Here is a 23,839-nt window from a genome sequence, read left to right as displayed (position 1 = left end):
GTTTCGGTCAAAATTCAAAAATATTAGAATTTTCTAAACTAATTGAATCCGCGGACGAATCCGATCGGGAAAAGAATTTGTAACTTCCCGGGACAAAAGACGAATTGAAATCGGCGCGGTTGTATCGTAATATGGAAGATGGAATCCGGAAAATAATACGACATCCGAAACCGAGCAGGCAATCATGAACGTAAAAATCCCGCTTCTTACGCGATATTTCTCCTGGCTTCAAAACGACGCGCCGGAATCCCCCGTGGAAATCTATCCGGAAGTTTCCGAATCGTTCGAAAGTTCCATTCCGGGGATTTCCATCATCGGAGATTTAACCGGAATTCCTCTACTTAAGTTCGCCGTTGAAAGCGGAACCCAAGTCGTTCGGAAAATTTCGGCAAAACGCGAAACGTCTCGTGTCACTCGCGAACCGAGTTCCGCATCGGCAAAAACATCCGTCGAAAACCCCTCCGTTTACGACGTACTGATCGTAGGCGCCGGTCCCGCGGGAATTTCCGCAGGAATCGAATGTAAAAAGTTAAATTATGATTTCTTAATATTAGAATCCAATGAACCGTTTCACACCGTAAAAAGTTATCCGAAAGCGAAACCCATTTTCGCGGAACCGGAGGATCTAAAAACGGCTTCCGAGATAACGATCCACAACGGAACCAAGGAAAGTCTTTTATCCGATCTCCAAAAAGTTCTCGAAAAATGGAAACTTCCGATTCGGAGCGGAACGACCGTATCCCAAATTCAAAAAAACGAATCCGGTTTTACGGTTCAAACGGAAAACGGAGAATCCTTTCAAACGCAGGAAGTGATTCTCGCGATCGGGAAAAGCGGAGACGCAAAGAACCTTCAGATCCCCGGAGAAGAATTACCCAAAGTCTATCATCGATTGTTCGATCCGAAAGACTTCGAAAATGAGGACGTTCTCGTCGTAGGCGGAGGAGATTCGGCCGTCGAAGCTGCGATCGCGATCAGCAAATACGCAAACTCGACGAAACTTTCTTATCGCGGCAAAGAGTTGGTTCGCCCGAAAAGCGATAACAAGGATCGGTTTGCGGATCTCGTTGCCTCGGGCAAAATCGATTTCTTAAACGAAAGCATCGTCCAAGAAATTTCCGATCGGGAAGTTCGGCTGAAACGAATCGGCGGCTCCGATTCAAAATCATTCCGCTCCCAATCTTCCTCATTAAAATCACCGAATGCGGCAGATTCGAATTCGAGATCTTCGAATCGATCCGCACCGGGCGACAGTTTCGAAAAAATCCCGAACACAAGCGTACTTGTTCAGATCGGCTCGCGAACCCCGATCGAATTTTTAAAACGAATCGGAATCCGGATTCAAAATCAAAAAAGCGTTTGGGATTGGATCGGATTTGCGGTCCTATTTCTATTTGCAAACGTGGTTTACTTCGGGAAGGCTTCCTTTTACGGAATCGAAGTCTACGGAACGATCGCGACTACTTCTCTTTTTGCGTTGATCGGTTTGGGAGTCCCGCTCACAATCCGTCTTTTTCTAAAACGAAAGGAACTGCTCGCCAACAGTTGGGGTATATTCAGAAATTCTTATCTATTTATCGCGGCCGCATATTTTTGTCTCGTCTACGTGGGTGGAAAGTATTTCGGATTTTTATTCCTCGGAAAACAACCGGGCTTTCACTACACTCTATTGTATTCGCTCACCATTCTTACCTTTGGTTTGAGAAGGATGAAGGTAAGACCTACGCGATATATCCGGAAACAAACCTGGACCTTGATCCTCATTCAAATCTTTCCGTTGTTTCTTTTACCGGAAATCATCCTTCCCTTTCTCGGACAAAACGGTCTCTTAGGAGACGGAAACGGATTTTTACTAACGCAAGTGTTTCCTTACGGCGCGTATTGGAACGCATATGGATTGATTCTCGCATGGCCTCTTAACATGGGAATCTTTTACAACACGGGGATCACGACGTTCTGGCTCGTCTACGGACTCCTGCAAACCTTCGCAGTCATTCCCTATCTCGTATATCGTTTCGGAAAAGGAGCGTACTGCGGTTGGATCTGTTCCTGCGGAGGTCTGGCCGAAACCTTAGGAGACGAAACAAGAACCAAAATGCCTCATGGCAAATTCGCCAATCGATTGGAAAACTCGGGGCAATGGATTTTATTCTTTGCGACGATCATCACCTTACTCAAGTTAAGCGAAATTTTTCTATCTCCTTGGTTTCCGATCACTCACGTATTCGGAAGCATCGGAGACGGAGGAAAAAAGATCTACGACCTGATCGTCGACTTGCTGTTAGCCGGAGTTGTCGGAGTCGGTTCGTATTTTCTTTTGAGCGGAAGGGTTTGGTGTCGATTCTTTTGTCCGCTCGCGGCTTTGATGCATATCTACGCAAGATTCAGTCGTTTTCGGATCTTTTCAGAAAAGAAACGCTGTATCTCCTGCAACATCTGCACCAAAGTTTGTCACCAAGGGATCGACGTGATGAGCTACGCAAACAAAGGAACTCCGATGGACAACGTTCAATGCGTGCGTTGTTCGGCTTGCGTAGTCAACTGCCCGACCGACGTCCTTTCGTTCGGAGAACTGAAATAGAACTCCGTTCGCCGAACCGTTCAAGCGGACGATTTCGCTTAACAATACTGGAATGAGATTTTAAGCGGCGGAATCTCTTGCACGCCGGTTCGGGAAATCACTGATTCAAGAACTCGATCGCCCTTTCCCGTTGGATCGCGTTGCTGGAACCGGAATGCCCCTGATTCGGAGTGATAAACAATGGAACCTCGGCGGTTGTTGAACATTCTTGTTTTAAGAATTTGTTCAAAGCGAACACCCAGTTCTTTGCGAGTTCCACACGGTTTTTTCCGAACGAACCGTCTTTCGGAATCGCCGGATCCACGGTATCCAATTCACCGACCGTAACGCTGAGCGGAGTATTGCAGAAATTTTTAAATTCAAGAGGAACGTTTTCGGGGAAATCCTTCTTTCTCTTCAAACCGCTCGGGAAAAAACGTTCCGAATCGGGAAACGTATACCATCCAGGCGCCGAGATAAACGCCCGTTTTACTTGAGAACCGTACATTAGAATATAACGATGTGTGAATTGAGCGCCGCCCGAATGTCCGTAAAAATACAAATTGTCCGTGTTGACCTCGTGTTCCGAACGCACCTTCCTCAAGATTTCCTGTAAAAATAAATCGCCTCTTTGTTCGCCGTTAATGACGGTCGCATAATCTTTCCAGATTTCTTTTTTAAAAACGGGAACGATCAGAGGAATATTGAGTTTATCCGCGATCGGTTTTCCGAAACGGATATAACTGTCCCAATCATACGCCTTGCTGTGTATGATAACGAGAACTCCCTTGTTCTTATCGTAATCTTTCGGATAGTATTCCAGGTATTCAAGACCCGGGATGGCTTGAATCGAAACCGTAAGAATCCAAAGAAACAAAAAGAATCCGTATCGGGAAATCTTCCGTTTCCACCAATCTTTATTGCTGAATCGTTCCGGCATAACTCTGAACCCTCTGAAAAAAAGCGGGATCTTCCAAGACGGAAGCGAACTCGTCGAATTCTTTTTTGAGATTTTCGTACAAGTTTCCCATAAAGTAGTTATTCGCAATTCCCTTTAAGACGGATAACATGTTGAAATCCCACTGAGAAAGTTTGGACGCGACTTGAACCGCATGTCGAAGAACGTTTTCACCTTCATATATCTCATCCACGATTCCGAGCGCCAAAGCTTGAGAGGATCGAATCGGATCTCCTTTGAGAGTCAGCGTAAGCGCCTTAGTCGGACCAACCTTGCGCGCAAGAGTCGTAATCAAAGGAGGACCGCCGAATCGAATCTCCGGTCGAAAGAGAATCGCTTTTTTTTCCGAAACGATATAATCCCCGCAAAGCGCCAGATCAAAACCGCCTGCTGACGCGAATCCCTTCAGAACGGTCACGACCGGTTTCGGGAAACTATAAAGAGCATAATGATATTCTAATATTCTATGGCGAAAGGATTCCATCTTCGAACTTAATACTTCTTCCAAATCGTAACCGCTCGAAAAATGTTTTCCGGAAGAAGTTAAAACGATCGCCTTTACGTCCGTATTCGATGCGTTTGCTTGAAAGACGTGTTCCAACTCGTCCCGGATTTTCACGTTCAACGCGTTGGATTTTTCGGGACGATTGAGCGTTACGATAAGAATCTTATCTTTCAGATCGGTCAACAGGCACTCGTATTTCATTCTAAGATTTCGACTCCGATGCAAAAACAGGGGCCGATCTTAAACGGTAAAGCGCGCTCTGCAAGAAGAATTTAGAAGGAAACGATCTTTTCGAAAACGAACCAAAAAGAAAATCGTTAAACGAATCGACTTCGTTTAACGACCAAACATTGGAGTTCGTTGTTTTTAGTCGTTCCAGTTCGGAAACTGAGCTAGATTCGACTGCGCGATCGAGTCGTGAGAGGGAACGATTTGAATTTCCGGTTTTTTACGAACGAGTTCGTGAACCCGAAGCAATTCCTGTCCGAGTTGTTCCGGATTTCTGTCCGCGATTCTTCTGGATAAACGGGGTTTGTGCGCGGGAATTTGAATTCCTTCCTTCGACCAACTGATGTCTCCCGTAAAGAAATATCTTTTTTCCCGTGAAAGATTGATAAAAAGACCGATCGATCCTCCGCCGTGCCCTTCCATAGGAACGAAGACCACGCTACCATCCCCGTGTAAATCCAAACTCTGAGAATAGGACTCGTACGGAGTTTCGTTAAAACGAATGTCTTCCCATTGGATCGAATTTCCGTCGAATTGTCTTTGAATATAACCGTGTCTTGTGTTCGAAGATTCGGCCTCCTTTCGCTCTTCTTTGGTCGTAACGATCTTAGCCCAAGGAAAATCCTTGATGCCGCTCGCATGATCCCAGTGCATGTGCGAAAGAAAAACCTTTCCGATCTTGGAAGGATCGTATCCCGCTTTTTGCAGAATCGTAACTGCCGCGGTATGATCGGTGTAATCCATCAGAATTTTAAGATGCAAGGGTTTTAGAGCAAACTGCTCTTTGATGTCCGTTCCAAGCCCCGTGTCGAAAAGAAATCTTCCTTTCGGATGTTCCACTAGAAGCGCGGAATGGGCCACAACTCGTTTCCGAAAAAGATTTCCCCCTTCGAATAGAAAAGCCTCGGACGTTCCCGCGTTCGCCGTTCTCAAAAGGGTAAAACGAACTCCCGGATTTTTAAAGTTCGTATTTTGAAATTCTTTTACTCGATCGCTCAATCCTGCATTATTTTGAATTTCTAATTTAGGATATCCTAATGCATAAACGAATCCCGACAAAAGAACGGCTGCGATTCCCAAAACGATCCATATATATTTCATCTGTTTTTTTCTCCTTGTTGCACTAAAAGTTTTGCGGTTTTTGCGGCGGATCGCAACGGTTCCGGATTCTGATGCGTCCGGGAAAGAAGGATCGCTCCCTCCAAAAGACAAAGAATCGAAGTCGATAATATCGAAGCGGATTTTTTCTCCCATCCCATCCGAACGAAGTATGATTCAAGTCCTTGGTTCCATTCTGAAAAAATATTTCTGCAAGCTTCGTTTACCGGATTTCCTTCGACGACGGTTTCGGATGCCGTGGTCGCAACCGGACAACCCTGCGTATAATTCGTTTCGATGAGTTTATTCTCGAGAGATTTAAAAATGGAAAGCACCGCGTTGGACGGCGACTTGGAAGAAAGAAGCAAGGAAAGGAGCATGTTCCCCATTGCCCTCCCGGAAACCGTAATCGCTTCCGCAGCCAAATCCTCTTTACCGCCTGGAAAATGAAAATAGATCGAACCTTTCGGAGCGCCGGAAGATTCCACGATATCGTTCAAACCGGTTCCGTTGTATCCCTTCGTTTCCAAGGACAAAGCCATGGCTTTGATCATTCGTTCCTTCGATGCCGCTCCTTTTTCGCCCATAAGCCAAATAAGACCCATATAAATAGACCGGTCAACATATTTTTATACCGTTTTACGATCGTGAAACCGAATATTCCGTTTGCGGGAATCATACGTTTTTGATAAGCGACATGGATGGATTTACGTGCGTCGGTCAGTTGAGAAGACTTGCAAACGCGTCCTGATCGGAAAATTCAAGAACCGCCTTCGAATCCGTTCCAGTCGAGTCGAAATAAAAATTTCCTTTCAACTGCTGCGTCAAAGCGGAAATCAGAGTGAATCCCGTCGTTTTGGGAGAAGACCAAACCGAACGTTTTTCGATTCCCGGCCCCGCATCGGATACGATCAGAGTGTAACGACTATTGGAAAATTTTAATTCGACACGAATGGGCTCTTCTTCTTTTCCTTCGGAAGAATGCAAAACCGCGTTGTTCAACAATTCGCTCACGATCATCGCAAAGGGCACCGAAATTTCGATGCTCAAGGGCGCGCTGCCTTCGCAGGAAATCAGTTCGATCTTTCGGGACGGATGCGATAACGAAGTTAAACGGACGATTTCTTCCAGTATTCCGTTTAAATCCACTTCGTAGTCCGTCTCGGTTTTGTAGATCGCGTCGTGAATTCTCGACAACATAAGAATTCTTTCGTTGAAATTTTCGATCTGTCTTTCGTCCGCCTTTCCCTGTCCCGTTCGATGCAGATTCGCAAACCCGCTTAAAATCTGAAGATTGTTCTTCACTCTGTGATGGATCTCGCGAATAAAAACTTCCTTTTCCTTCGTATGACTGTTTAAAACGCGCACGGTGATGATCGCGATCGTGCAGAATAAAATCAGCTTTAAAATCGTATCGAAGATGAACGCTGAAGAAAGTTCTCCCTGCGTCCACAATTGATACAAACGAAAGGACATGAGCGCTCCCGTATAAATCGAAACGGCGATCGTTTGACGGATCTCGGAAAAATGCAGAAACAAGATGATGATGGTCGCCATCGAAAAGTAGATGTTCCCGTTCTGCATTCCGAAAAAAAGTCCGATGGTAAGAGCGATCAAACTGAGATACAGAATTGATTTGACGGCTTCGTCCAGGCGACCTAACCGCAATAAGGCGATCGAAATAAGGGCGGAAGTTCCGAATATTACGAAACCGATTCGGATTCCCTGACGGATATAAACGAGACAGGCTGCGAGGGAGACGAAAAAAATGACGAGGTTAGTCACATACAAGTGACGCGCTTTGTTTCGGGTAAGATAATCCCTTCTTCCGTAGATTCGGTCGATTCTATCGAACAACATTTTCAATTTTTATTTCGCTTCGAAGAGACCCCGAAGAAGGAACGAGAAACATCTTCGAGGTTCGCATTCTAAATTACAAATATTTTTCCAATAATGCGACATCCTTTCTCGAATTTAAAGCGACTTGGAAATAAGTTGCCTTCCCAAGCGAACGCCCGCTATAAAATCGGGAACGAAATCGGATCAAACTCCCAGACGGCTCAACTGATCCAAAAAATTCACCGCAAAACTTCCCGTTCCTTTGGATTCTTTCGCTGCGCGCTCACCTGCGACCGCAAAAACCAGAGAGGCGGCCACCGAAGCGGCTAACGGATCTTTCTGAACTCCTAAAAAGGAAGCGATCAGCGCGCCTAAAGAACAACCGACCCCCGTTACTTTTGTCATAATCGGATCTCCGCCGGGCACTGCAAAAACCGTATTTCCGTCCGTAACGTAATCCACTTCTCCGCTTACGGCGACAACCGCTCCCGTCTTTGCGGAAAGTTGTTTAGCGGATTCTAATGCATCGGACGAACGAACCGTGGATTCAACGCCCTTCCCTCCGCCGCTTGCTCCACCTAACGCGAGTATTTCGGAGGCGTTTCCTCGGATCACCGCGGGTTTGAAATCGAGCAATTCTTTCGCGATTTCCGTTCTAAATGACAAAGCGCCCGCGGCAACGGGATCCAATACCCAAGGAGTGTCCGCTTCACGCGCGGATTTAGCCGCAACCCGCATCGCCTTTGCGTCGTTAGGTGTAACCGTGCCGACGTTGATCAGAAGTCCGCCCGCGATCTTCGCAAAATCGCCGGCTTCTTCTTCGGCGATTACCATAGCGGGAGAAGCTCCGATGGCGAGCAGAACGTTCGCGGTCCAATTCGTCACAACTATGTTCGTTATCACGTGCGTCAAAGGAGAATGTTTTCTAAGTTCCGCGAGATCCTTTGTCACCTCGGGATCGGGCCAGATTCTTTCTATGATTTCGTTTTTATTCATGATCGTTGAATCTAAAGTTCGGATGCGAGCGAAGACTTGTAAAGAACGTTTCCTCTGAAACCGGGAGGAGATCCGCAAGGTCAAACGCGGTGACGACGCGAACACGAAACCACGATCGGATCAAGAATCCAAGGAGAAGAGGATGAAACGACTTCAGATTTTGATATTGGCAATTTCTTTCCTGCCGCTATTTACCGCGCACGCGCAGCCTTCGGGAGGACCGCCTAAGGATTCTTGCCGCACCGAAAGAGAAACGTATTGCAAGGATATGCGGCACGGACCGGAAGAACATCGTTGTTTGAAAGACAACGAATCCAAACTTTCCGCCGAGTGCAAAGCGCATCTTGCGGAACGCGAAGCGAGACATCACGCGATGAAACAGGCTTGTGCAAACGACGAGGAAAAGTTCTGCAAGAACGCGACGCGGGAACACGGGGGCCCGATGCGTTGCCTCCGGTCGCACGAATCCGAGCTCAGCGCGAAGTGCAGAGAAGCCCTTCCGCCTCCTCCGCCGGATCGGAGATAAAATTCGGGCATTCCCCGCCTGCAAAACAAATCGTTTACGAGCGAATTTAGAAGAACGCAGGCGGGTCGGGCTACTTCGGGTTCGTCGCAAAGCGACTCATCTCGAACGGAATCTTCCGAGACTTACAGTGAAACCGAAAACGTTCGAGACGCTTCGCGCCCTTCGTATCCCTAATGCGGTGCGGACCGCAAAAATTATTGACGGATAAACGATTCCCAACCATCAATCATTCATCTTTTATCGAAAACGAACCGGAACGATATGCGACTCAAAACGATTCTTTTAATTTTTTACGCGCTTCAAATTCTATTCACGCTCACGATGAAATTTCTATCGTATCAGGGAAATTCTTCTCCGCAACTGCATGAGCAAATTCTAAAATACTTCACGCAAGAGGACGTTCAAAAAGGAATCGAATACGCAAGGAGCGGATTTTTCGCAAGCGTGCTTTCCGATCTGATCGATTTTATTGTGGCGGGACTTTTCGTATTCACTCCTCTCTCCGTGCGACTGGAGGAAACGATCGAAAAGAGAACGGGCAACCGGTTTTATCTGACCGTTTTGCTTTTCTTTTTCGTATTCAGCGCGATTCAATTTCTGATCTCGATTCCGTTTCAATATTATTTCGGATTCGTATTGGAACACCAATTCGGATTTTCCAAAATGACGTTTTTGGATTGGGTCGTTTATACTTCCAAAGCGATCGGGATCGGACTTGCGGGAGGAAGCGTAGCGGTATTGGGAATCGCCTTTCTTTTAAAGACGTTTCAAAAAGCATGGAAGATCTACGTCCCGATCGCTTCTCTCATATTAGGACTTTTGATTTCGATTCTGTTTCCGATCGTGATCACTCCTTTATTTTACGAATACAAACCGATCGAGGAAGGGAGCCTCAAACGAAAGATCATCTCGCTCTGCGAACACGCAAAGATCGAAGTCGAGAACGTCTACGTCATCAACGAGAGCAAATACTCGGGACATACGAACGCGTATTTTACCGGATGGGGACAAAACAGAAAGATCTTTCTGTACGATACTCTGATTCAAAACCACACCGAAGAGGAAATCGTAAGCGTATTGGGACACGAGATCGGACATTGGACGCACGATCACCAGATCAAGGACATACTCGCCGATACGGTGATCACGTTTCTTCTTTGTCTTCTTCTCGGTTACCTGTTTCAAAAATTCAAAACGGAAGGATCGGTTTCTTTGCGTGAACTGCATTCTCCCTCTACGCTTCCCTTTTTGTTTTTGATTCTTTCGCTCTTCGGATCGTTGACCAAACCGGCGTGGAGCACCCTGAGCCGTTATCAGGAAACGGAAGCCGATTTAGAAGCGCTTGTCTTGACTCAGGATAAAAAATCCTTTATCGATACGGAAGTAAAAATGGCAAAGGACAACCAAAGTAGACTCGATCCGCATCCGAGCGAAGTTTTTTATTATCATTCCCATCCCACCACTTTGCAGAGAATCCAATTCGCGGAAACGTGGGCGGCATCTAAGGGAAAATAAAAAAACGAATCAAAATCATTTTGGAAAGAATTTGTTACCAAGAATTTAAAAAGAAAACGATTTTATAGTTTTCAGTTTCATTCTTTTTGAAATCGTCTATCATCGATTTGGAAAGGGTTTAGAAAAAGAGAATACGATTTTCGCGATTTCAAACCCGTATTTCCGAACGGTGACAAGATGATTACGATTTCATCCGAAGATTTAGAAGTTGAAACCGAACGTTTAGGCGTTCGAATATTCGAACAAAACGAACGACAATCTTCCGGATTGTTTTCCAAACAGTTTTGGATCAAACGTCTGTTGGGTCTTTCCGTTCGGTATCCGAAACTGAAAATCGAACTCTTTCGATTTGTGGACGTTTTGCCTTCCTTGCGCTCCTCGAAAGATATTACGGATCATTTAAGTCTTTATCTTCTAGACGGAAAAACGGAAATTCCGAAATGGCTCGGCTTCTTTTTACGAACTGGCATTTCCATTCCACCGATCTCTTTTGTATTGGGAAGCTCGGTCCGTTTTTTCGTGTTATACGCATCTAAAAACTTCATCGCGGGCAAAAATTTTACCGAGGCAAAACGCCGACTTTTTTCCATCCGAAAAAAGAACCGGGTCTTTACGCTCGATATTTTAGGAGAAGCCGCCTTGTCCGAAAAGGAGGCGCTTCGCTATCAAAAACAATATCTCGAAGTATTGTCCGATCTGGATTCGTTTTCGGGTTTCGAACAAACGAGTTACGGTTCCTGTCCAACCGTTAACGTTTCCGTTAAGTGTTCGAGTTTATATTCCCAAATCTCCTCCCTTGCAAAGGATAATTCGGTTTCCGTTCTCAAGGAAAGGCTCAGACCGATCCTCAGGCTCGCAAAAGAAAAGAATGCGTTCATCAATCTGGACGCGGAACAATTCGACTATAAGGAAATCTTAATGTCCCTTGCGGAAGAGATTTTTCTGGAAGAGGAATTCAAGGACTACCCCCACTTCGGAGTCGTCATCCAAGCCTATTTGAAAAATTCCAAAGAGGATCTGCAAAGAATCATCGCCTATTCCGGAAAACGCGGAGTCCCGATCACGGTTCGTCTCGTAAAAGGGGCGTATTGGGAGTACGAAGTAATCAAAGCGAAAGAGAAAGGCTGGGAAATTCCTGTTTTCGAAAGCAAAGCGGAAACCGACCTCAATTACGAAGAATGCTCGCGGCTTCTTTTGGAATCGTTTCCGAACATTCTTTCCGCATTCGGTTCTCATAATATTCGAAGTCTTGCATTCGCTCTTTCCTTTGCGGAAAAACAGGGACTGAATCCGAGAGATTTCGAAATTCAAATGCTCTACGGAATGGGAGATTCCTACAAATCCGTTTTGACGCGGCTCGGATATCGGGTTCGCGAATACACACCGTTAGGCGAGATTCTTCCCGGAATGGCGTATCTCGTCAGAAGACTTCTGGAAAACACGTCCAATCAGGGATTTTTACGAAACTTTTTAACGGGAAGAATCGAACACGCGCATCTTTTGAAAAACCCGAAGGAAACGATTCATGACAAACTTTAAGAACGAACCCGTGCGCGATTTTTCCAAAGAATCGAACAAAGAATGGATCGCGGATTCGATTTCCAAAACGCGTACCTCGTTTCCTATCTTCGTCCCGGCGATCGTATCCGGCAAAGAAATCAAAAATCTCAAAACACAATCGCACCACAATCCCTCCCGTCAAAAGGAAATCGTTTCCCAATATTTGTTAAGCGACATTGAAGTCCTTCAAAAGGCGGTAACCGCCTCCGAAGGGGGATTCCGATCCTGGAGCGGACGTTCTTCTCAAGAAAGAATCGCGATTCTTCTGAAAACGGCCGATCTCATCGCTGAAAACAAAAACGAACTCTGTGCCTTGATGCTTTTAGAAACCGGAAAGAATATTCCCGAAGCCGAAGCGGATCTCGTGGAAGCGGTGGACTTCTGCAGATATTACGCGATCGAATACGAACGGATCATCCGAGGACAAAGAGTGGATCTTCCCGGAGAAGAAAACTTCTATTCGTATAAACCGAAGGGAATCGCGGGAGTGATCGCGCCTTGGAATTTTCCGGCGGCCATTCTTACCGGAATGTGCGCGGCTCCTCTCGTCTGCGGAAACGCGGTTCTTTTGAAACCCGCGGAACAATCCTCCGCGATCGCGTTGTATTTGTACCGTCTCTTTTTAAAAGCGGGAGTTCCTCCCGAAACCTTCCATTTTTTACCGGGACGAGGAGAAGAAATCGGAGCGGAGATCGTAAAACATCCCGAAGTCGCGGTGATCAACTTTACGGGTTCGAGAGAAGTCGGGCTTTCCATTCTCCGTGAATGCGGAAACGTAAAACCTGGATCGAGAATCGTTAAACGCGCATTATGCGAGATGGGCGGAAAAAATCCGGTGATCGTGGACGGGGACGCGGATCTGGATTTGGCCGTGGAGGGAGCGATTCATTCCGCGTTTGGATTTCAAGGACAGAAATGCAGCGCACTTTCCCGATTGATCGTGTTGGATTCCTGTTACGATACGTTCCGCGATCGGTTCATCGAAGCCGTCTCCTCGTTGAACGTGGATTCTCCCGAAATTCTCGCATCAAAAATCGGCCCGGTGATCGATCTCGAATCCAAGAACCGCTTGGAAACGATCCTCCAAGAACATAAGAATTCTATTGTATTCCAAAAGGAGATTCCGAACCGATTGAAGGATACGGGTCATTACGTTTCGCCAACGATCTTCGAGTCGAATGATTGGAAAGGCGATCTCGCAAATAAGGAATTTTTCGGACCGATCGTAACTCTTTTTCGCGTTCGCAATTTTACCGAAGCGATCGAAAGAGCCAACGATTCGGACTACGCGTTGACCGCAGGTCTATATTCAAGAAATCCGGATCATATCCGGGAAGTCAAAAAAAGGATCGAAGCGGGAAATCTTTATATCAACCGTGCGATCACCGGTGCGATCGTGGAACGTCAACCCTTCGGAGGATACAAACTTTCGGGAGTCGGAGCCAAAGCCGGTGGACCCGATTATCTCAAAAGTTTTTTAGAACCGGTCACGATTACGGAAAACACGATGCGGCGCGGTTTTTCCGCGGAACTGATTCAATAATACGAAATAGTTCCGCACGCGGTTCGTCGTTTAGGGAATATAATCGGCGCAAAGCACGGCGATATCGTCTTCGGGACTTCTTCCTCCCATAAACTCCTCCAGATCGAACATCAAAAGATCCAAAAAAACGTCCCCGCTTCTTCCCGCGTTTGTCGACAGAAAGTCGAGAAAGCGGGATTCTCCGTAACTCCGTCCCATCTTATTTTTCGCCTCGATCAGTCCGTCCGTAAACAACATCAGTTTATCATTCTTTTCTAATGTGATAGAAGTCGAGGAATATTTCCAGTTCGGCTCGATCCCGAGAACGAACGTGTTTTTCGTATTTAGTTCCCGAGTATGCGGTTCGTTTTCCCGAACGATCAAGGCCGGTTGATGACCCGCGCTCGAATATTTCAAAACGCCGTTCCTATTTAAAATACAATAAAAAGCGGTTACGAACAGATCCTGTTTTTCGAGCATCTCGTACAAGGATCGATTGACCAGCTCCAAAAGATCGGAAGGTTCTTCCGCTTCCTGACAATGATTTCGGAACGCGGCCTTTGTCATCATCGTGATCAAAGCGGAAGCGACTCCGTGCCCGGAAACATCCGCGATAAAAAAACCCGTTTGCCCGTTTCCTAAGTCGATGACGTCGTAAAAATCCCCTCCGATCTTTTCCACCGAATAGTATTTGGAACTCAAAAGCAGATCGTTTCGTCGAACACGCGTTAGATCCGGCAACGCGTTCTGCTGCAGCCTTCTCGCGAGAGTCAGATCCATCGCTTGAATCCGATGCAGCCGATGCATATTCCTTTTGCGCTTTTTGGTTTCGACGAGATGCCTCGTCAACTGATTCCCCATATTCTTTACGCTTTCGGAAGCGCGCAAAAGCCAGAGATGCATAAAAAAGAAAACGCCGAACAGAACCGCGATCGACTTGAGATGACTTAGGAAATATTCGGGATTCAATACGATGAGCAATCCGAAAAAAACGAAGTAATACGTGATAAACCAAAGCGTAAGATAAATTCCTCGGGCGAGTCCCAAAACCGGAAGCTGAATGCTGATGACGAAGATAAACATCACAGGAAAATACGCGGGCGCCAAATACGTGAAGTAACCGTAAAACGCGGGCAAAGGAAGCGATAACAATAAGGAACGGTTGGCCCACAAGAGCGCGGACCACCTGCCCGTCACCATTCTAAAATTAGAATATAACGTAACCGTGATCGTATAAAGAAAATTCAGAATCACCCACTGCGGCTCGGGAGTGACAGCGTCCCGTATGAAATACCGAAGCACGATCCAGAACACCAACACTCCGAACGCGCCTTGAAAGAGAGAAAACGTGATCTCGCTTCGAAACGTTTTTTTGAGTTGGGTTACGAATTTGGACATAACGGATCGATCGTTGAAAGCGAAACCGGTTCGCACAACAAGGGGTATTATTTAGGACTCGAATCCGGGAAAGGAAATTACTTTTTTCCGATGGAAACGGACCGATTTTCAAAAATCGGCCGTTCTCTTCGACTTACGGTCTTTTTGCAGTGGCGATATAAGCTTCTGAGGAAAGCGAAACCGGTAATCGGGTCAATTCTTGTTTCAGATGTTCGAACATAATTCTTTCTTTTTCGAGCCAAGCCGATTCTTTCATTCTGCTCTTCATTAACTGAAGAGGAGCTCCCCCGTCGATCATCGTATCCAAAAATTCCTTTACGTCCACGACTTCGATCGAGTTGGAAAAGGGAAGAATTTCTATATCCTGAAAACCCGCAGCGCTTAGTTGTTCCCGGATATAATCCGGATTTTCAAAACTCTGCACATTGGTTTGCGGAGCAGGAATATCCGGGTTCGCTTTTCGAAGCGCACCGAATAAACATTGCATCAAGGGAGAATTCGCGATCGGAGCCCAGCCCGAAATCGCGACCTTCCCTCGCGGTTTGAGAACACGAACCATTTCCTTTAAACCTTGAAGTTTATCGGGAAAAAACATCAGACCGAACATGGAAAACGCAAAGTCGAAACGATCCGCTTCGAACTCGAGTTTTTGTCCGTCCATCACATACGGATGCACGTTAGTCGTTCTTGCCTCTTGAATTCCTAGTTTCAATTGATCGATCATTGCTTGGGAAAAATCGATCGCATGGATTTCCCGTACGGAACGCGCAAGAGGAATGGCCAGGGTTCCGGGCCCGGCCGCCACGTCGAGAACGATCGAATCGGGTTGAGGTTTTAAAAGTTCGATCGCTTTCAGAGAAAACCCTTCTAAGAACTGTTTGGTCGACCTTGTGTATCCTTCCGCAACTAAGGACCAAGGTTCGACGGACGACAATGGATTGGACATGATTCTGAATCTATATGTCTTCCTCGAAATATTACCAGCAAAATCCGACATTTCGGGCGCCGGAAACGGAAATCTTGGAACCAACTCCGGTTTTTGCGCAAGGAAAGAAACATTCAAAATTCTGCATGCGTTTGCGGGGTTCGTTTATGCCGTTGCGGTTTCCCGAAATCCCAAACCGTCGTATAAATCCGCCGGATATTTCCACGGTCTTTTTTTACCGAAGTCGAAAAGAATGCAGGAAGCCACAGAATCGCAAGCGACCTTGCCGTCGGATTTACGAATCATTTTTTGAAAGATCTTCACGCGGGAGCCGTCCAAATCCCCGAAAGTCGTAACTACGGTCACCGACTCGGGATAACGAATCTCGGCCTTGTAATCGGTTTCCGAACGCAAAATCATCGGACCTACGTTCTCATCGCGTAGTTTGGTATAACTATAACCCGCTTCTTCGAGAGCCACCATTCTTCCCTCATGAAGAAACACCTGAAAATTTCCTACGTTGAGATGACCGTTCGGGTCGCATTGACTCCAAAGAACCGGGATCTCATATCGAAACTCTTTTGATTGAAGCGCCATCCTATAACCTCTCTATTTATTTTTCCAACATTCCCAAACGAAGGAAAAGATCGATCAAATAGTTTGTTATAAAATTATTTATTTGTTGGAGAACCAAAGGAATTGAGTGGACGACCGTTCTTTTTCGGATCTATTTCTTTCCGTTCTCCCCTTTTGTATCTCCCGCCGTTTGGACTTTTTCTTCCGAAAGGGGTTGACAAATCTCGGATTCGGAAGTAATTTAACCTAAAGGTTAATTAACCAAATGGTTCAACAAGAAGCAGAGATTGATCACTTAAGCCTTACGTTTGCGGCATTGGCAGACCCCACTCGTCGCAAAATCCTGGCGACTCTTCGTTATGGAGAGGTTACCGTAAAGCAACTTGCGGAACCCTTTGCTATGAGCCTCCCGGCGATCACCAAGCACCTCAAGGTTCTGGAAAGGGCCGGACTCATTTCCCGAGGTCGCGAAGCTCAATGGAGACCGTCCCGGCTGGAAGCGGGACCGTTGAAAGAAGTGGCGGACTGGCTCGATGAATATCGACAGATGTGGGAAGCGAGACTGGACCGGCTCGACGAGTATTTGCGGGAACTCCAGCAAAGTCAGAAAGAAACAAATCAAGAAAGGAAAACGGATAATGAACAAGGAAAAAATTAAAACCATCATCTACTGGATCGTAACCGGACTTACGGCGGCGAACTACGGCTTTGCGGCATTCGCATACATTCAACGCGGGCCGGATGTCGTTGCGGGAATGGGTCAACTCGGTTATCCTCTATACTTCGCGACGCTTCTCGGCGTTTGGAAAGGACTCGGCGCGATCGCCATCGTTGCTCCTCGTTTGGCCTTGGTGAAAGAATGGGCTTACGCGGGAATGTTCATCAATCTTACCGCGGCTTCCATCTCGAACGCGGTTTCCGGAATGGAAACGTTTCACGTAATCGCTCCTCTGATCGCGTTGGTGCTGGTGTTCTTCTCCTGGGCGCTTCGTCCCGAAAGCCGCAGACTCCAAGGGGTTTGGCATCTGTAACGAAAGCCTTACTTCACTATTGTTGAATATTAGAATTTCCTTCTATAGAAGGAACAAACGATACGAAAAGGAGAATCAAAATGACGAATCGGACTAAAGACGAATTGGTAATCACACGATTATTTAATGCTCCTAGAGAAGCCGTTTTCGACGCCTGGACGAATCCGGAACAAGTGATGAAGTGGTGGGGACCGAAAAACTTCACCACTCCTTACTGCAAAATGGATTTTCGAGTGGGAGGAAGATACGTCTTCTGCATGCGCGCTCCGGACGGAAACGAATTTTGGTCCACGGGAGAATATAAGGAAATCGTAAGACCGGAAAAGATCGTTAAAACCGACAGCTTTGCGGACTCGAACGGTAATCCGGTTCCCGCTTCTCATTACGGGATCGAGGGAGAATGGCCCGAGGTTCTTTTGATTTCTCTTCTGTTCGAAGATCAGCAAGGGAAAACGAAATTCACTCTGCGTCATACCGGAATTCCCGGGGCGGAGGTCAGCGAAATGACCGGCGCAAGCTGGAACGAATCTCTCGATAAACTCGAAGCGATTCTTAAGTAAATAAAAACGATCCGATGCATCGCCGGATGAAAACGAACTCCGGCCCGCATCGCTTCCTTCGTTACTAAAAAGAAATCTATACAATCCATTAGGAGTTAAGAATGAGTGCAAACAACAATACTTCCACCGCGGACAGAGAGATCCATGCGACTCGAGTCTTCGACGCTCCCCGCGACCTCGTTTTCAAAATGTGGACCGAACCGGAACACATCAATCATTGGTGGGGACCGAGAGGGTTTACGAACACCTTTCAAGAATTCGATCTAAAACCGGGAGGAGTCTGGCGTTTTATCATGCACGGTCCGGACGGGTCGGATTACCCGAACCTCATCGTTTTTTTAGAGATCGAAAGACCGGCAAAGATCGTTTATAAACACGGCTCGGATAGGGAAGACCATCCGGGAGATTTTCATGTCACCGTTCTTTTTTCCGAAAAAAACGGAAAGACGACTTTGGATATGACGATGCTCTTTAAAACGGCTGAACAACGCAACGAAACCGTCGAGAAATACGGAGCGGTCGAAGGTCTCAATCAAACTCTGGATCGTCTCCGTGAATATCTCGCAAAACAATAAGTTTAAAATATATTAGGAGAATCTAATGTCGAAACTAAAAACAATCCTTCTCGCCCTCGCGGGGATTTTGATCCTGTTTATCCTCGGCACGTTAGCCGTTGCTTCCACAAGACCCGCCGACTTTCGTTACGAAAGATCCGCCGAAATCAAAGCTTCGCCCGAAAAAGTTTTCGCACTCGTAAACGACTATCGCACTTGGACTGGTTGGTCTCCTTGGGAAAAACTGGATCCTGCGATGAAGCGAACCTACAGCGGGGCGGCTTCGGGCAAAGGAGCGATCTACGAATGGGCGGGAAACGATTCCATCGGCAAAGGCCGCATGGAAATCATAGAAGCGGATTCTCCCTCTAAAATTAAGATTCAGCTGGATTTTTTCGAACCGTTCGAAGCCCACAACACCGCGGAGTTCACGTTCACCGAAGAGCAAGGAAGTACGAAAGTGACTTGGGCGATGTACGGCAAGAATCAACTCTTCTCAAAAGTGTTCGGTCTGTTCTGCGATATGGATCAGATGATCGGAAAAGATTTCGAGGCAGGCTTAAACTCCATGAAATCGATCGCGGAAGGAAAATAAACGGAAATCGTAAATTCCGAATGCTCGGGGAAGCGATTCTACCCGAGCAGAATCGATCCGAAATACATGCAAGAAATCTAAAGGAGAATGTCATGACTAATTCGAACGAATCCGTCGTTGCCGATCGGGAAGTCGTGAGCGTCCGTATTGTAAACGCGCCGCGTGAAACGGCGTTCCGAGCTTGGACCGATCCGAATCATCTGCAACGCTGGTGGGGACCGAAAGGGTTTACGAACACGTTTTACGAATTTGATTTAAAACCGGAAGGCAACTGGCGCTTTACGATGCACGGACCCGATGGAACAGATTATCCGAATCACAGCGTGTTCGTTTCGATCGACGCGCCGGAAAAACTCGTATTCGATCATATTTCCGGTCATAAGTTCCGAGTGACGACCACGTTCGAAACGGAATCTCCGCAAAAAACGAAAATCACCTTTCGCATGTTATTCGAGACGGTCGAAGAATGCGAACGATCCAAGAAGGTCGTGATTCAAGGGAACGAACAAAACTTCGACAAGCTCGAAGCCGAACTCGCGAGAATGCAGGGATAAAACCGTATGAAAAAAGTGATTCTTCAACAGATGATTTCGTTGGACGGCTACTTTGAAGGCCCGCAAAGATCGATCGATTGGCACGTCGTCGACAAAGAGTTCAACGAATACGCGGTCGATTTTTTAAATTCCGTCGATACGCTCCTCTTCGGAAGAGTCACCTACGAATTGATGGCCGGTTATTGGACGACCTCTGACGCGCTCCGAGACGATCCGATCGTAGCGGCAAAAATGAACGAATTAAGAAAAGTAGTATATTCGAAAACTCTAAAAAATGCCGATTGGAACAATACGAAACTCCTATCCTCGAACCTAATCGAAGAAATACGAACGCTCAAGAACGAACGCGGAAAGGACATCGCAATTTTCGGAAGTTCGGATTTGAGCGTTCCGTTGATCGAGGAAGGCCTGATCGACGAACTGAGAATTTTCGTAAACCCGGTCCTCTTAGGCGGAGGGAAACCTCTCCTTCAAGGCATTCACCAAAGAATTAGATTAAACCTGACGCAAACGAGGACGTTTCGATCCGGAAACGTTCTTCTCTATTATCAAACAACGTAAGAAGCAACACAAATGAACACTACAAATACGAATCTCGCGGGAAGAAAAGAATGGATCGGTCTGGCGGTCATCGCTCTTCCCTGTCTCCTCTACGCGATGGACTTGACCGTTCTCTATCTTGCGGTTCCTCATCTCACGGAGGATCTCAAACCCACCGGTTCCCAGCTTTTGTGGATCGTGGATATCTACGGATTTTTAGTGGCCGGTTTTTTGGTCACCATGGGCACGTTAGGCGATCGTATCGGAAGAAGGAAACTGCTGATGATCGGCGCCGCCGCATTCGGAATCGCTTCCGTGCTTGCGGCGTTTTCCAAGACGGCCGAGATGCTGATCGCGACTCGCGCGTTGCTCGGAATCACCGCGGCCACCTTAGCCCCGTCTACTCTATCCTTGATTCGTAATATGTTTCTCGATCCAAACCAAAGAACTGTTGCGATCGGAATCTGGGGAACCAGCTTTTCCATTGGAGGAGCGATCGGCCCTTTGATCGGCGGACTTCTTCTCGAACACTTCTGGTGGGGTTCCGTGTTTTTACTCAGCGTTCCGGTGATGATTCTTCTTTTGATCGCCGGACCGAAACTCTTACCGGAGTTCAAGGATCCGAACGCGGGCAGCCTCGACATACCGAGCGCGCTCCTTTCCTTGGGTTCGGTTTTATCCATCATCTACGGATTAAAACAAGTCGCGGAAAACGGCTGGGGAATTCTTCCGATTCTTTTTATAGGTACCGGTTTTTTGATCGGAACGTTCTTTATTCGAAGACAACAATCGCTCAAAGATCCGTTGATCGATTTGCAGTTGTTCAAGGTGCCCGCATTCAGCGCGGCCCTCATCGCCAACTCTCTGACGATTTTCGTGGGACTCGGAAGTTTTCTTTTCCTCGCACAATATCTTCAGTTGGTATTGGGCCTATCTCCTCTGATGGCGGGAGTTTGGACTCTTCCTGCTGCGGCGGGCAACGTTGTGGGCTCGCTTACGGTTCCTATGCTTGTAAGAAAAATAAAACCCATCCTCGTAGTTTCGGGCGGTCTAATTCTCACGATGATCGGTCTCGTCTTTTACGCATTAGTCGATTCCAGCTCGGGACTCGTTTATGTAGTGATCGGATCGATCATCATTTCCTTGGGAATCTGCGCCGTTGTAATCTTAGGAACGGATCTGATCGTCGGTTCCGCACCTCCGGAAAGAGCGGGAGCGGCGGCCTCGATTTCGGAAACCGGCGTGGAATTCGGGGGCGTTCTCGGGATCGCGGTTTTGGGAAGCATCGGCACGGCGGTTTATAAAAACCGGATGGATAACGTGAGTCTCGCGGGAATTACGCCGGAGTCGATCGCACCCGCCAAAGGAACGTTAGGCGCCGCCGTGGCCGTAGCCAAGGAAATGCCCGAACAGATCGGACTCGCCCTTCTCGATCCCGCCAAACAGGCGTTCACCGATTCGTTCCAATTGGTATCTTGGATCTGCGCTGCGATCACGATGGTGCTCGCCGTGACGGTTTTCGCGATGAGAAAGAGTTTGGAAAAAGGGGAAGAGTCGTGAGCGATTTCGACTCCGTTCAAGCCGAAACTTCGGATCGGGAACTCGTTCTCACGAGAATCTTAGACGCGCCGAGAAAGCTCGTCTGCAAGGTTTCGACAACGCCCAAACACGTGGCACAATTGCGGGCGCGAAGAATTTTAAGAATCCTGAATGTGAAATCGATCTTAGAGTCGGCGGAGAATACAGACCCACGATGCGTTCTCCATTAGAATTTTATAGTATAAAAATACGAATCTCGTACTACGAAGAAGACGGGAGTGCGCTATGAAAAAGGGAATCAAAGACGAAGGGAAAGCGGATCCGTCCGCGGAAGAATCCGGAACAAAGACGGGGCGGTTGTTGATTCATCCGCTCGCCTTCAAACGGAAAAAACGTCCTTCTCGAAAGACAAAATATAAAACGGACCGCAAATCCGAAAAAAGGTTGAAGCCGGAATATATCTCCATGATACAGTCTCTGCTGTTTTAAAAGAAAGGAATCTTTGAGGAAAAAACATGAAAGATAAACTATTAGGACTTCAACCTATCAGCTCGGACGTCGCGGCCCTTCTGCTTAGATTGATTTTCGGAGGCCTTTTCATCTACCACGGCTATCCGAAGTTAGTCGGCTTTGACCAAATTCTCCCTATGTTTCCGGATTTGATCGGAATCGGCTCCAAGACTTCGCTGATTCTCGTCGTGTTCGCGGAATTCTTTTGCGGAATTTTTATCGTGATCGGACTTTTGACGCGTCTTACGGTGATCCCGATCTTCATCACGATGTTCGTCGCGTTTTTTATGGCGCACGCACAAGATCCGTTTCAAGCGAAGAATCTTCCGTTCGTCTATCTTTTATTGTCCTTTGTGGTGTTCGTTTTAGGAAGCGGGAAGTTTTCCGCGGATAAATACATTATCAAAGAATAATATAATAAAACGGACGGCCGTAAACGTCGTCCGTTTCTCCCGCGCATTCAAGGCGGATTCGAACGCCGCCTTTCTCCGTCCGCCCTTGTCGCTCTTTTTCTAAAAATTCAAAGAACGGATTCTTTTTTCCAAGGTTTTCGGGCCCACCAATTCCCATTCAGGAACAAGTTTGTCTTCCTTTCCTACGACCGTTTCACGAATCCAAACCTGCCAACGGGTAACGCCCGACTTTTTCAAAGCATAAAGGATCGTTTTTTCTCCGGGAGGAAGGTTTGGAAAATAAACCCGATTGTTTGCATCCTTATACGCGGGAAGGACGGATCGCACGGAAGGAATGATGAGGAGATATGTCGTCTCATCTTCATAAGTCGGATAATTCGTATCTATGTTTAAAGGAATCAGTTTCAATCCCATATACAAAAAGCGATCACAGTTGATCCAACCGAAGTTTAAAATCGGATAATAATACGAATTCTGTGCGGGAACCCGCCGTTCCGCGGGTCTGCTTTCGGTAATCCGTTCCGTAGAATCCGCATACGAGGCGCTCTGATATTTGGCGAGAACCATCCGATTCCCCTTCGATTCATTCTTACGGTTTTCCATATTTAGAATATTCAAATTTTCTTGCGTATTATTCTTGGCAGTTGCGGCAAAATCATTGTCCATTTCCAAACCGGAAGTATTCGTCGTTTTTGCGGTTTGTGTCGACCAATCCAAAACACCATCGCCGTTTTTGGTTCCGTAAAACATTTCATAACCCGGCTCGAAGGAGGAAGCGAACGAAACCTGCGGAGGATTTTTCGGATTCACTTTTACTTTTCCGCCGGATTCCATATAACCATTTAAAGAAATCATTCCCTTGGTTTGAATCGGACGTCCCGAAGAAACAGTGGTCAAACCGCTGAGCAATATATCTTCGTTTTTATAATATTCGGAAATTTCGATTCTCACCGGAGAACTTACGAGACCTCCGTTCTGCGCGAGAAGACTTCCTTTCGGAAAGCGGATTTTCGTTCCTTCTTCCGCTTCGATTTCAACGTCCTCTTGCGGATCGATCACGAAAACCTGCGCGTTTTTATACTGAGGGGTGCCGATCCTTTCCCAGCGGGATGGAGAAACCAAACGTTCCCAACCAGCACAATTGACGATCGAACCAAAAAGAAAGAAGAACATCCACTTACGAATCATAAACACCTCTTTTAAAAGGTGGTATCGATCCCCACCGCAAGTCGGACAAGAATCGAATCCGAAAAAAGAAGATTCAATTTTTTATTTCCGACTCTGTTCCGCTTTTTTATCGTCCTTGTGACTTGGTGAGAAACATCGACGGATACAAA

26 protein-coding genes are annotated in these 23,839 nt (G+C 46.7%); 16 read left to right on the top strand and 10 right to left on the bottom strand.

Features of this window, described 5'->3' with window-relative positions; genetic code table 11:
- Nucleotides 1-184 precede the first annotated feature (184 nt).
- A complete protein-coding gene (locus LFX17_RS03920) occupies nucleotides 185-2,581 on the top strand; it encodes an NAD(P)-binding domain-containing protein (RefSeq protein WP_238745155.1) in 2,397 nt (798 codons plus the stop codon).
- Between the two features lie 97 nt (nucleotides 2,582-2,678).
- Here the strand turns inward: LFX17_RS03920 and LFX17_RS03915 are convergent, their stop codons facing one another.
- From LFX17_RS03915 to thiM, 6 genes are all read right to left on the bottom strand, one after another.
- A complete protein-coding gene (locus tag LFX17_RS03915) occupies nucleotides 2,679-3,500 on the bottom strand; it encodes an alpha/beta hydrolase (protein WP_238745149.1) in 822 nt (273 codons plus the stop codon).
- Nucleotides 3,478-4,224 (bottom strand): enoyl-CoA hydratase/isomerase family protein, encoded by a 747-nt coding sequence (locus tag LFX17_RS03910; protein WP_238729126.1) that lies wholly within the window; start codon nucleotides 4,222-4,224, stop codon nucleotides 3,478-3,480. Before LFX17_RS03910 ends, LFX17_RS03915 begins: the two co-directional genes overlap by 23 nt.
- Nucleotides 4,225-4,389: 165 nt before the next feature.
- Entirely contained in the window at nucleotides 4,390-5,352 is a 963-nt protein-coding gene (locus LFX17_RS03905) for an MBL fold metallo-hydrolase (protein ID WP_238745147.1), read from the bottom strand.
- Complete coding sequence (locus LFX17_RS03900; RefSeq protein WP_238745145.1) at nucleotides 5,349-5,954, bottom strand: TetR/AcrR family transcriptional regulator; 606 nt, start codon at nucleotides 5,952-5,954, stop codon at nucleotides 5,349-5,351. The genes LFX17_RS03905 and LFX17_RS03900 overlap by 4 nt, the downstream gene beginning before the upstream one ends.
- A 115-nt stretch (nucleotides 5,955-6,069) precedes the next feature.
- A complete protein-coding gene (locus tag LFX17_RS03895) occupies nucleotides 6,070-7,209 on the bottom strand; it encodes a histidine kinase dimerization/phosphoacceptor domain -containing protein (RefSeq protein ID WP_238745143.1) in 1,140 nt (379 codons plus the stop codon).
- 183 nt (nucleotides 7,210-7,392) lie between these two features.
- Nucleotides 7,393-8,184, bottom strand: a complete 792-nt coding sequence (gene thiM / locus LFX17_RS03890) for a hydroxyethylthiazole kinase (RefSeq protein ID WP_238745141.1) — start codon at nucleotides 8,182-8,184, stop codon at nucleotides 7,393-7,395.
- 142 nt (nucleotides 8,185-8,326) lie between these two features.
- Here thiM and LFX17_RS03885 point away from each other — a divergent pair, with 142 nt between their 5' ends.
- From LFX17_RS03885 to LFX17_RS03870, 4 genes are all read left to right on the top strand, one after another.
- Nucleotides 8,327-8,710, top strand: a complete 384-nt coding sequence (locus tag LFX17_RS03885) for a hypothetical protein (protein WP_238729121.1) — start codon at nucleotides 8,327-8,329, stop codon at nucleotides 8,708-8,710.
- Nucleotides 8,711-8,971: 261 nt separating this feature from the next.
- Nucleotides 8,972-10,225: a M48 family metallopeptidase gene (locus LFX17_RS03880; protein WP_238745139.1), complete on the top strand. Its 1,254-nt coding sequence runs from the start codon at nucleotides 8,972-8,974 to the stop codon at nucleotides 10,223-10,225.
- A 177-nt stretch (nucleotides 10,226-10,402) separates the two neighbouring features.
- Nucleotides 10,403-11,764 carry a proline dehydrogenase family protein gene (locus tag LFX17_RS03875; protein ID WP_238745137.1) on the top strand — a complete coding sequence of 454 codons (1,362 nt, stop codon included), beginning with the start codon at nucleotides 10,403-10,405 and terminating at the stop codon, nucleotides 11,762-11,764.
- The gene (locus LFX17_RS03870; RefSeq protein WP_238745136.1) at nucleotides 11,751-13,328 is read left to right on the top strand and encodes an aldehyde dehydrogenase family protein; all 1,578 of its coding nucleotides are present in this window, start codon (nucleotides 11,751-11,753) and stop codon (nucleotides 13,326-13,328) included. The genes LFX17_RS03875 and LFX17_RS03870 overlap by 14 nt, the downstream gene beginning before the upstream one ends.
- A gap of 30 nt (nucleotides 13,329-13,358) precedes the next feature.
- Here the strand turns inward: LFX17_RS03870 and LFX17_RS03865 are convergent, their stop codons facing one another.
- From LFX17_RS03865 to LFX17_RS03855, 3 genes are all read right to left on the bottom strand, one after another.
- The gene (locus tag LFX17_RS03865) at nucleotides 13,359-14,705 is read right to left on the bottom strand and encodes a PP2C family protein-serine/threonine phosphatase (RefSeq protein WP_238745134.1); all 1,347 of its coding nucleotides are present in this window, start codon (nucleotides 14,703-14,705) and stop codon (nucleotides 13,359-13,361) included.
- Between the two features lie 133 nt (nucleotides 14,706-14,838).
- Nucleotides 14,839-15,651 carry a class I SAM-dependent methyltransferase gene (locus tag LFX17_RS03860; protein WP_238745132.1) on the bottom strand — a complete coding sequence of 271 codons (813 nt, stop codon included), beginning with the start codon at nucleotides 15,649-15,651 and terminating at the stop codon, nucleotides 14,839-14,841.
- Between the two features lie 144 nt (nucleotides 15,652-15,795).
- Nucleotides 15,796-16,227 carry an acyl-CoA thioesterase gene (locus tag LFX17_RS03855; protein WP_238729110.1) on the bottom strand — a complete coding sequence of 144 codons (432 nt, stop codon included), beginning with the start codon at nucleotides 16,225-16,227 and terminating at the stop codon, nucleotides 15,796-15,798.
- Between the two features lie 244 nt (nucleotides 16,228-16,471).
- On the opposite strand from LFX17_RS03855, the gene LFX17_RS03850 reads away from it, so the two are divergent.
- The 11 genes from LFX17_RS03850 (at nucleotide 16,472) to LFX17_RS03800 (ending at nucleotide 22,502) form a co-directional block, all read left to right on the top strand.
- A complete protein-coding gene (locus tag LFX17_RS03850; RefSeq protein ID WP_118957683.1) occupies nucleotides 16,472-16,864 on the top strand; it encodes an ArsR/SmtB family transcription factor in 393 nt (130 codons plus the stop codon).
- The gene (locus LFX17_RS03845; RefSeq protein ID WP_118957648.1) at nucleotides 16,845-17,237 is read left to right on the top strand and encodes a DoxX family protein; all 393 of its coding nucleotides are present in this window, start codon (nucleotides 16,845-16,847) and stop codon (nucleotides 17,235-17,237) included. The genes LFX17_RS03850 and LFX17_RS03845 overlap by 20 nt, the downstream gene beginning before the upstream one ends.
- Nucleotides 17,238-17,317: 80 nt before the next feature.
- Nucleotides 17,318-17,797: an SRPBCC domain-containing protein gene (locus LFX17_RS03840; protein WP_238729108.1), complete on the top strand. Its 480-nt coding sequence runs from the start codon at nucleotides 17,318-17,320 to the stop codon at nucleotides 17,795-17,797.
- Nucleotides 17,798-17,898: 101 nt separating this feature from the next.
- On the top strand, nucleotides 17,899-18,372 hold the full coding sequence (locus LFX17_RS03835; protein WP_238745129.1) for an SRPBCC family protein: 474 nt from the start codon (nucleotides 17,899-17,901) through the stop codon (nucleotides 18,370-18,372).
- A 25-nt stretch (nucleotides 18,373-18,397) separates the two neighbouring features.
- On the top strand, nucleotides 18,398-18,946 hold the full coding sequence (locus LFX17_RS03830) for an SRPBCC family protein (protein WP_238745127.1): 549 nt from the start codon (nucleotides 18,398-18,400) through the stop codon (nucleotides 18,944-18,946).
- Between the two features lie 92 nt (nucleotides 18,947-19,038).
- Nucleotides 19,039-19,500 (top strand): SRPBCC family protein, encoded by a 462-nt coding sequence (locus LFX17_RS03825; protein WP_238745126.1) that lies wholly within the window; start codon nucleotides 19,039-19,041, stop codon nucleotides 19,498-19,500.
- Between the two features lie 6 nt (nucleotides 19,501-19,506).
- Entirely contained in the window at nucleotides 19,507-20,061 is a 555-nt protein-coding gene (locus LFX17_RS03820) for a dihydrofolate reductase family protein (protein WP_238745124.1), read from the top strand.
- A gap of 12 nt (nucleotides 20,062-20,073) precedes the next feature.
- Nucleotides 20,074-21,600 (top strand): MFS transporter, encoded by a 1,527-nt coding sequence (locus LFX17_RS03815; RefSeq protein WP_238729099.1) that lies wholly within the window; start codon nucleotides 20,074-20,076, stop codon nucleotides 21,598-21,600.
- Nucleotides 21,597-21,809 carry a hypothetical protein gene (locus LFX17_RS03810; RefSeq protein WP_238745122.1) on the top strand — a complete coding sequence of 71 codons (213 nt, stop codon included), beginning with the start codon at nucleotides 21,597-21,599 and terminating at the stop codon, nucleotides 21,807-21,809. The genes LFX17_RS03815 and LFX17_RS03810 overlap by 4 nt, the downstream gene beginning before the upstream one ends.
- A gap of 55 nt (nucleotides 21,810-21,864) precedes the next feature.
- Nucleotides 21,865-22,068: a hypothetical protein gene (locus LFX17_RS03805; protein ID WP_238745120.1), complete on the top strand. Its 204-nt coding sequence runs from the start codon at nucleotides 21,865-21,867 to the stop codon at nucleotides 22,066-22,068.
- A gap of 26 nt (nucleotides 22,069-22,094) precedes the next feature.
- Complete coding sequence (locus LFX17_RS03800; RefSeq protein WP_238729096.1) at nucleotides 22,095-22,502, top strand: DoxX family protein; 408 nt, start codon at nucleotides 22,095-22,097, stop codon at nucleotides 22,500-22,502.
- 99 nt (nucleotides 22,503-22,601) lie between these two features.
- Here LFX17_RS03800 and LFX17_RS03795 read toward each other — a convergent pair whose 3' ends face one another.
- Nucleotides 22,602-23,690: a hypothetical protein gene (locus tag LFX17_RS03795; protein WP_238745118.1), complete on the bottom strand. Its 1,089-nt coding sequence runs from the start codon at nucleotides 23,688-23,690 to the stop codon at nucleotides 22,602-22,604.
- Nucleotides 23,691-23,839 lie beyond the last annotated feature (149 nt).

The organism is Leptospira sanjuanensis (genome assembly GCF_022267375.1).
Classification (GTDB): Bacteria; Spirochaetota; Leptospiria; order Leptospirales; family Leptospiraceae; genus Leptospira; species Leptospira sanjuanensis.
Note: the sequence above shows the minus strand (reverse complement) of the source record. Positions and strands in the feature narration are given on the sequence as shown.

Coding starts and splice junctions, on each gene's coding strand:
- LFX17_RS03860 (WP_238745132.1), bottom strand. CDS start 15,651: ATGTCCAATCCATTGTCGTCCGTCGAACCTTGGTCCTTAGTTGCGGAA.
- LFX17_RS03850 (WP_118957683.1), top strand. CDS start 16,472: ATGGTTCAACAAGAAGCAGAGATTGATCACTTAAGCCTTACGTTTGCG.
- LFX17_RS03815 (WP_238729099.1), top strand. CDS start 20,074: ATGAACACTACAAATACGAATCTCGCGGGAAGAAAAGAATGGATCGGT.
- LFX17_RS03870 (WP_238745136.1), top strand. CDS start 11,751: ATGACAAACTTTAAGAACGAACCCGTGCGCGATTTTTCCAAAGAATCG.
- LFX17_RS03805 (WP_238745120.1), top strand. CDS start 21,865: ATGAAAAAGGGAATCAAAGACGAAGGGAAAGCGGATCCGTCCGCGGAA.
- LFX17_RS03830 (WP_238745127.1), top strand. CDS start 18,398: ATGTCGAAACTAAAAACAATCCTTCTCGCCCTCGCGGGGATTTTGATC.
- LFX17_RS03895 (WP_238745143.1), bottom strand. CDS start 7,209: ATGTTGTTCGATAGAATCGACCGAATCTACGGAAGAAGGGATTATCTT.
- LFX17_RS03865 (WP_238745134.1), bottom strand. CDS start 14,705: ATGTCCAAATTCGTAACCCAACTCAAAAAAACGTTTCGAAGCGAGATC.
- LFX17_RS03910 (WP_238729126.1), bottom strand. CDS start 4,224: ATGAAATACGAGTGCCTGTTGACCGATCTGAAAGATAAGATTCTTATC.
- LFX17_RS03845 (WP_118957648.1), top strand. CDS start 16,845: ATGAACAAGGAAAAAATTAAAACCATCATCTACTGGATCGTAACCGGA.
- LFX17_RS03825 (WP_238745126.1), top strand. CDS start 19,039: ATGACTAATTCGAACGAATCCGTCGTTGCCGATCGGGAAGTCGTGAGC.
- LFX17_RS03795 (WP_238745118.1), bottom strand. CDS start 23,690: ATGATTCGTAAGTGGATGTTCTTCTTTCTTTTTGGTTCGATCGTCAAT.
- LFX17_RS03855 (WP_238729110.1), bottom strand. CDS start 16,227: ATGGCGCTTCAATCAAAAGAGTTTCGATATGAGATCCCGGTTCTTTGG.
- LFX17_RS03920 (WP_238745155.1), top strand. CDS start 185: ATGAACGTAAAAATCCCGCTTCTTACGCGATATTTCTCCTGGCTTCAA.
- LFX17_RS03915 (WP_238745149.1), bottom strand. CDS start 3,500: ATGCCGGAACGATTCAGCAATAAAGATTGGTGGAAACGGAAGATTTCC.
- LFX17_RS03820 (WP_238745124.1), top strand. CDS start 19,507: ATGAAAAAAGTGATTCTTCAACAGATGATTTCGTTGGACGGCTACTTT.
- LFX17_RS03840 (WP_238729108.1), top strand. CDS start 17,318: ATGACGAATCGGACTAAAGACGAATTGGTAATCACACGATTATTTAAT.
- LFX17_RS03800 (WP_238729096.1), top strand. CDS start 22,095: ATGAAAGATAAACTATTAGGACTTCAACCTATCAGCTCGGACGTCGCG.
- LFX17_RS03905 (WP_238745147.1), bottom strand. CDS start 5,352: ATGAAATATATATGGATCGTTTTGGGAATCGCAGCCGTTCTTTTGTCG.
- LFX17_RS03875 (WP_238745137.1), top strand. CDS start 10,403: ATGATTACGATTTCATCCGAAGATTTAGAAGTTGAAACCGAACGTTTA.
- LFX17_RS03880 (WP_238745139.1), top strand. CDS start 8,972: ATGCGACTCAAAACGATTCTTTTAATTTTTTACGCGCTTCAAATTCTA.
- LFX17_RS03900 (WP_238745145.1), bottom strand. CDS start 5,954: ATGGGTCTTATTTGGCTTATGGGCGAAAAAGGAGCGGCATCGAAGGAA.
- LFX17_RS03885 (WP_238729121.1), top strand. CDS start 8,327: ATGAAACGACTTCAGATTTTGATATTGGCAATTTCTTTCCTGCCGCTA.
- thiM (WP_238745141.1), bottom strand. CDS start 8,184: ATGAATAAAAACGAAATCATAGAAAGAATCTGGCCCGATCCCGAGGTG.
- LFX17_RS03835 (WP_238745129.1), top strand. CDS start 17,899: ATGAGTGCAAACAACAATACTTCCACCGCGGACAGAGAGATCCATGCG.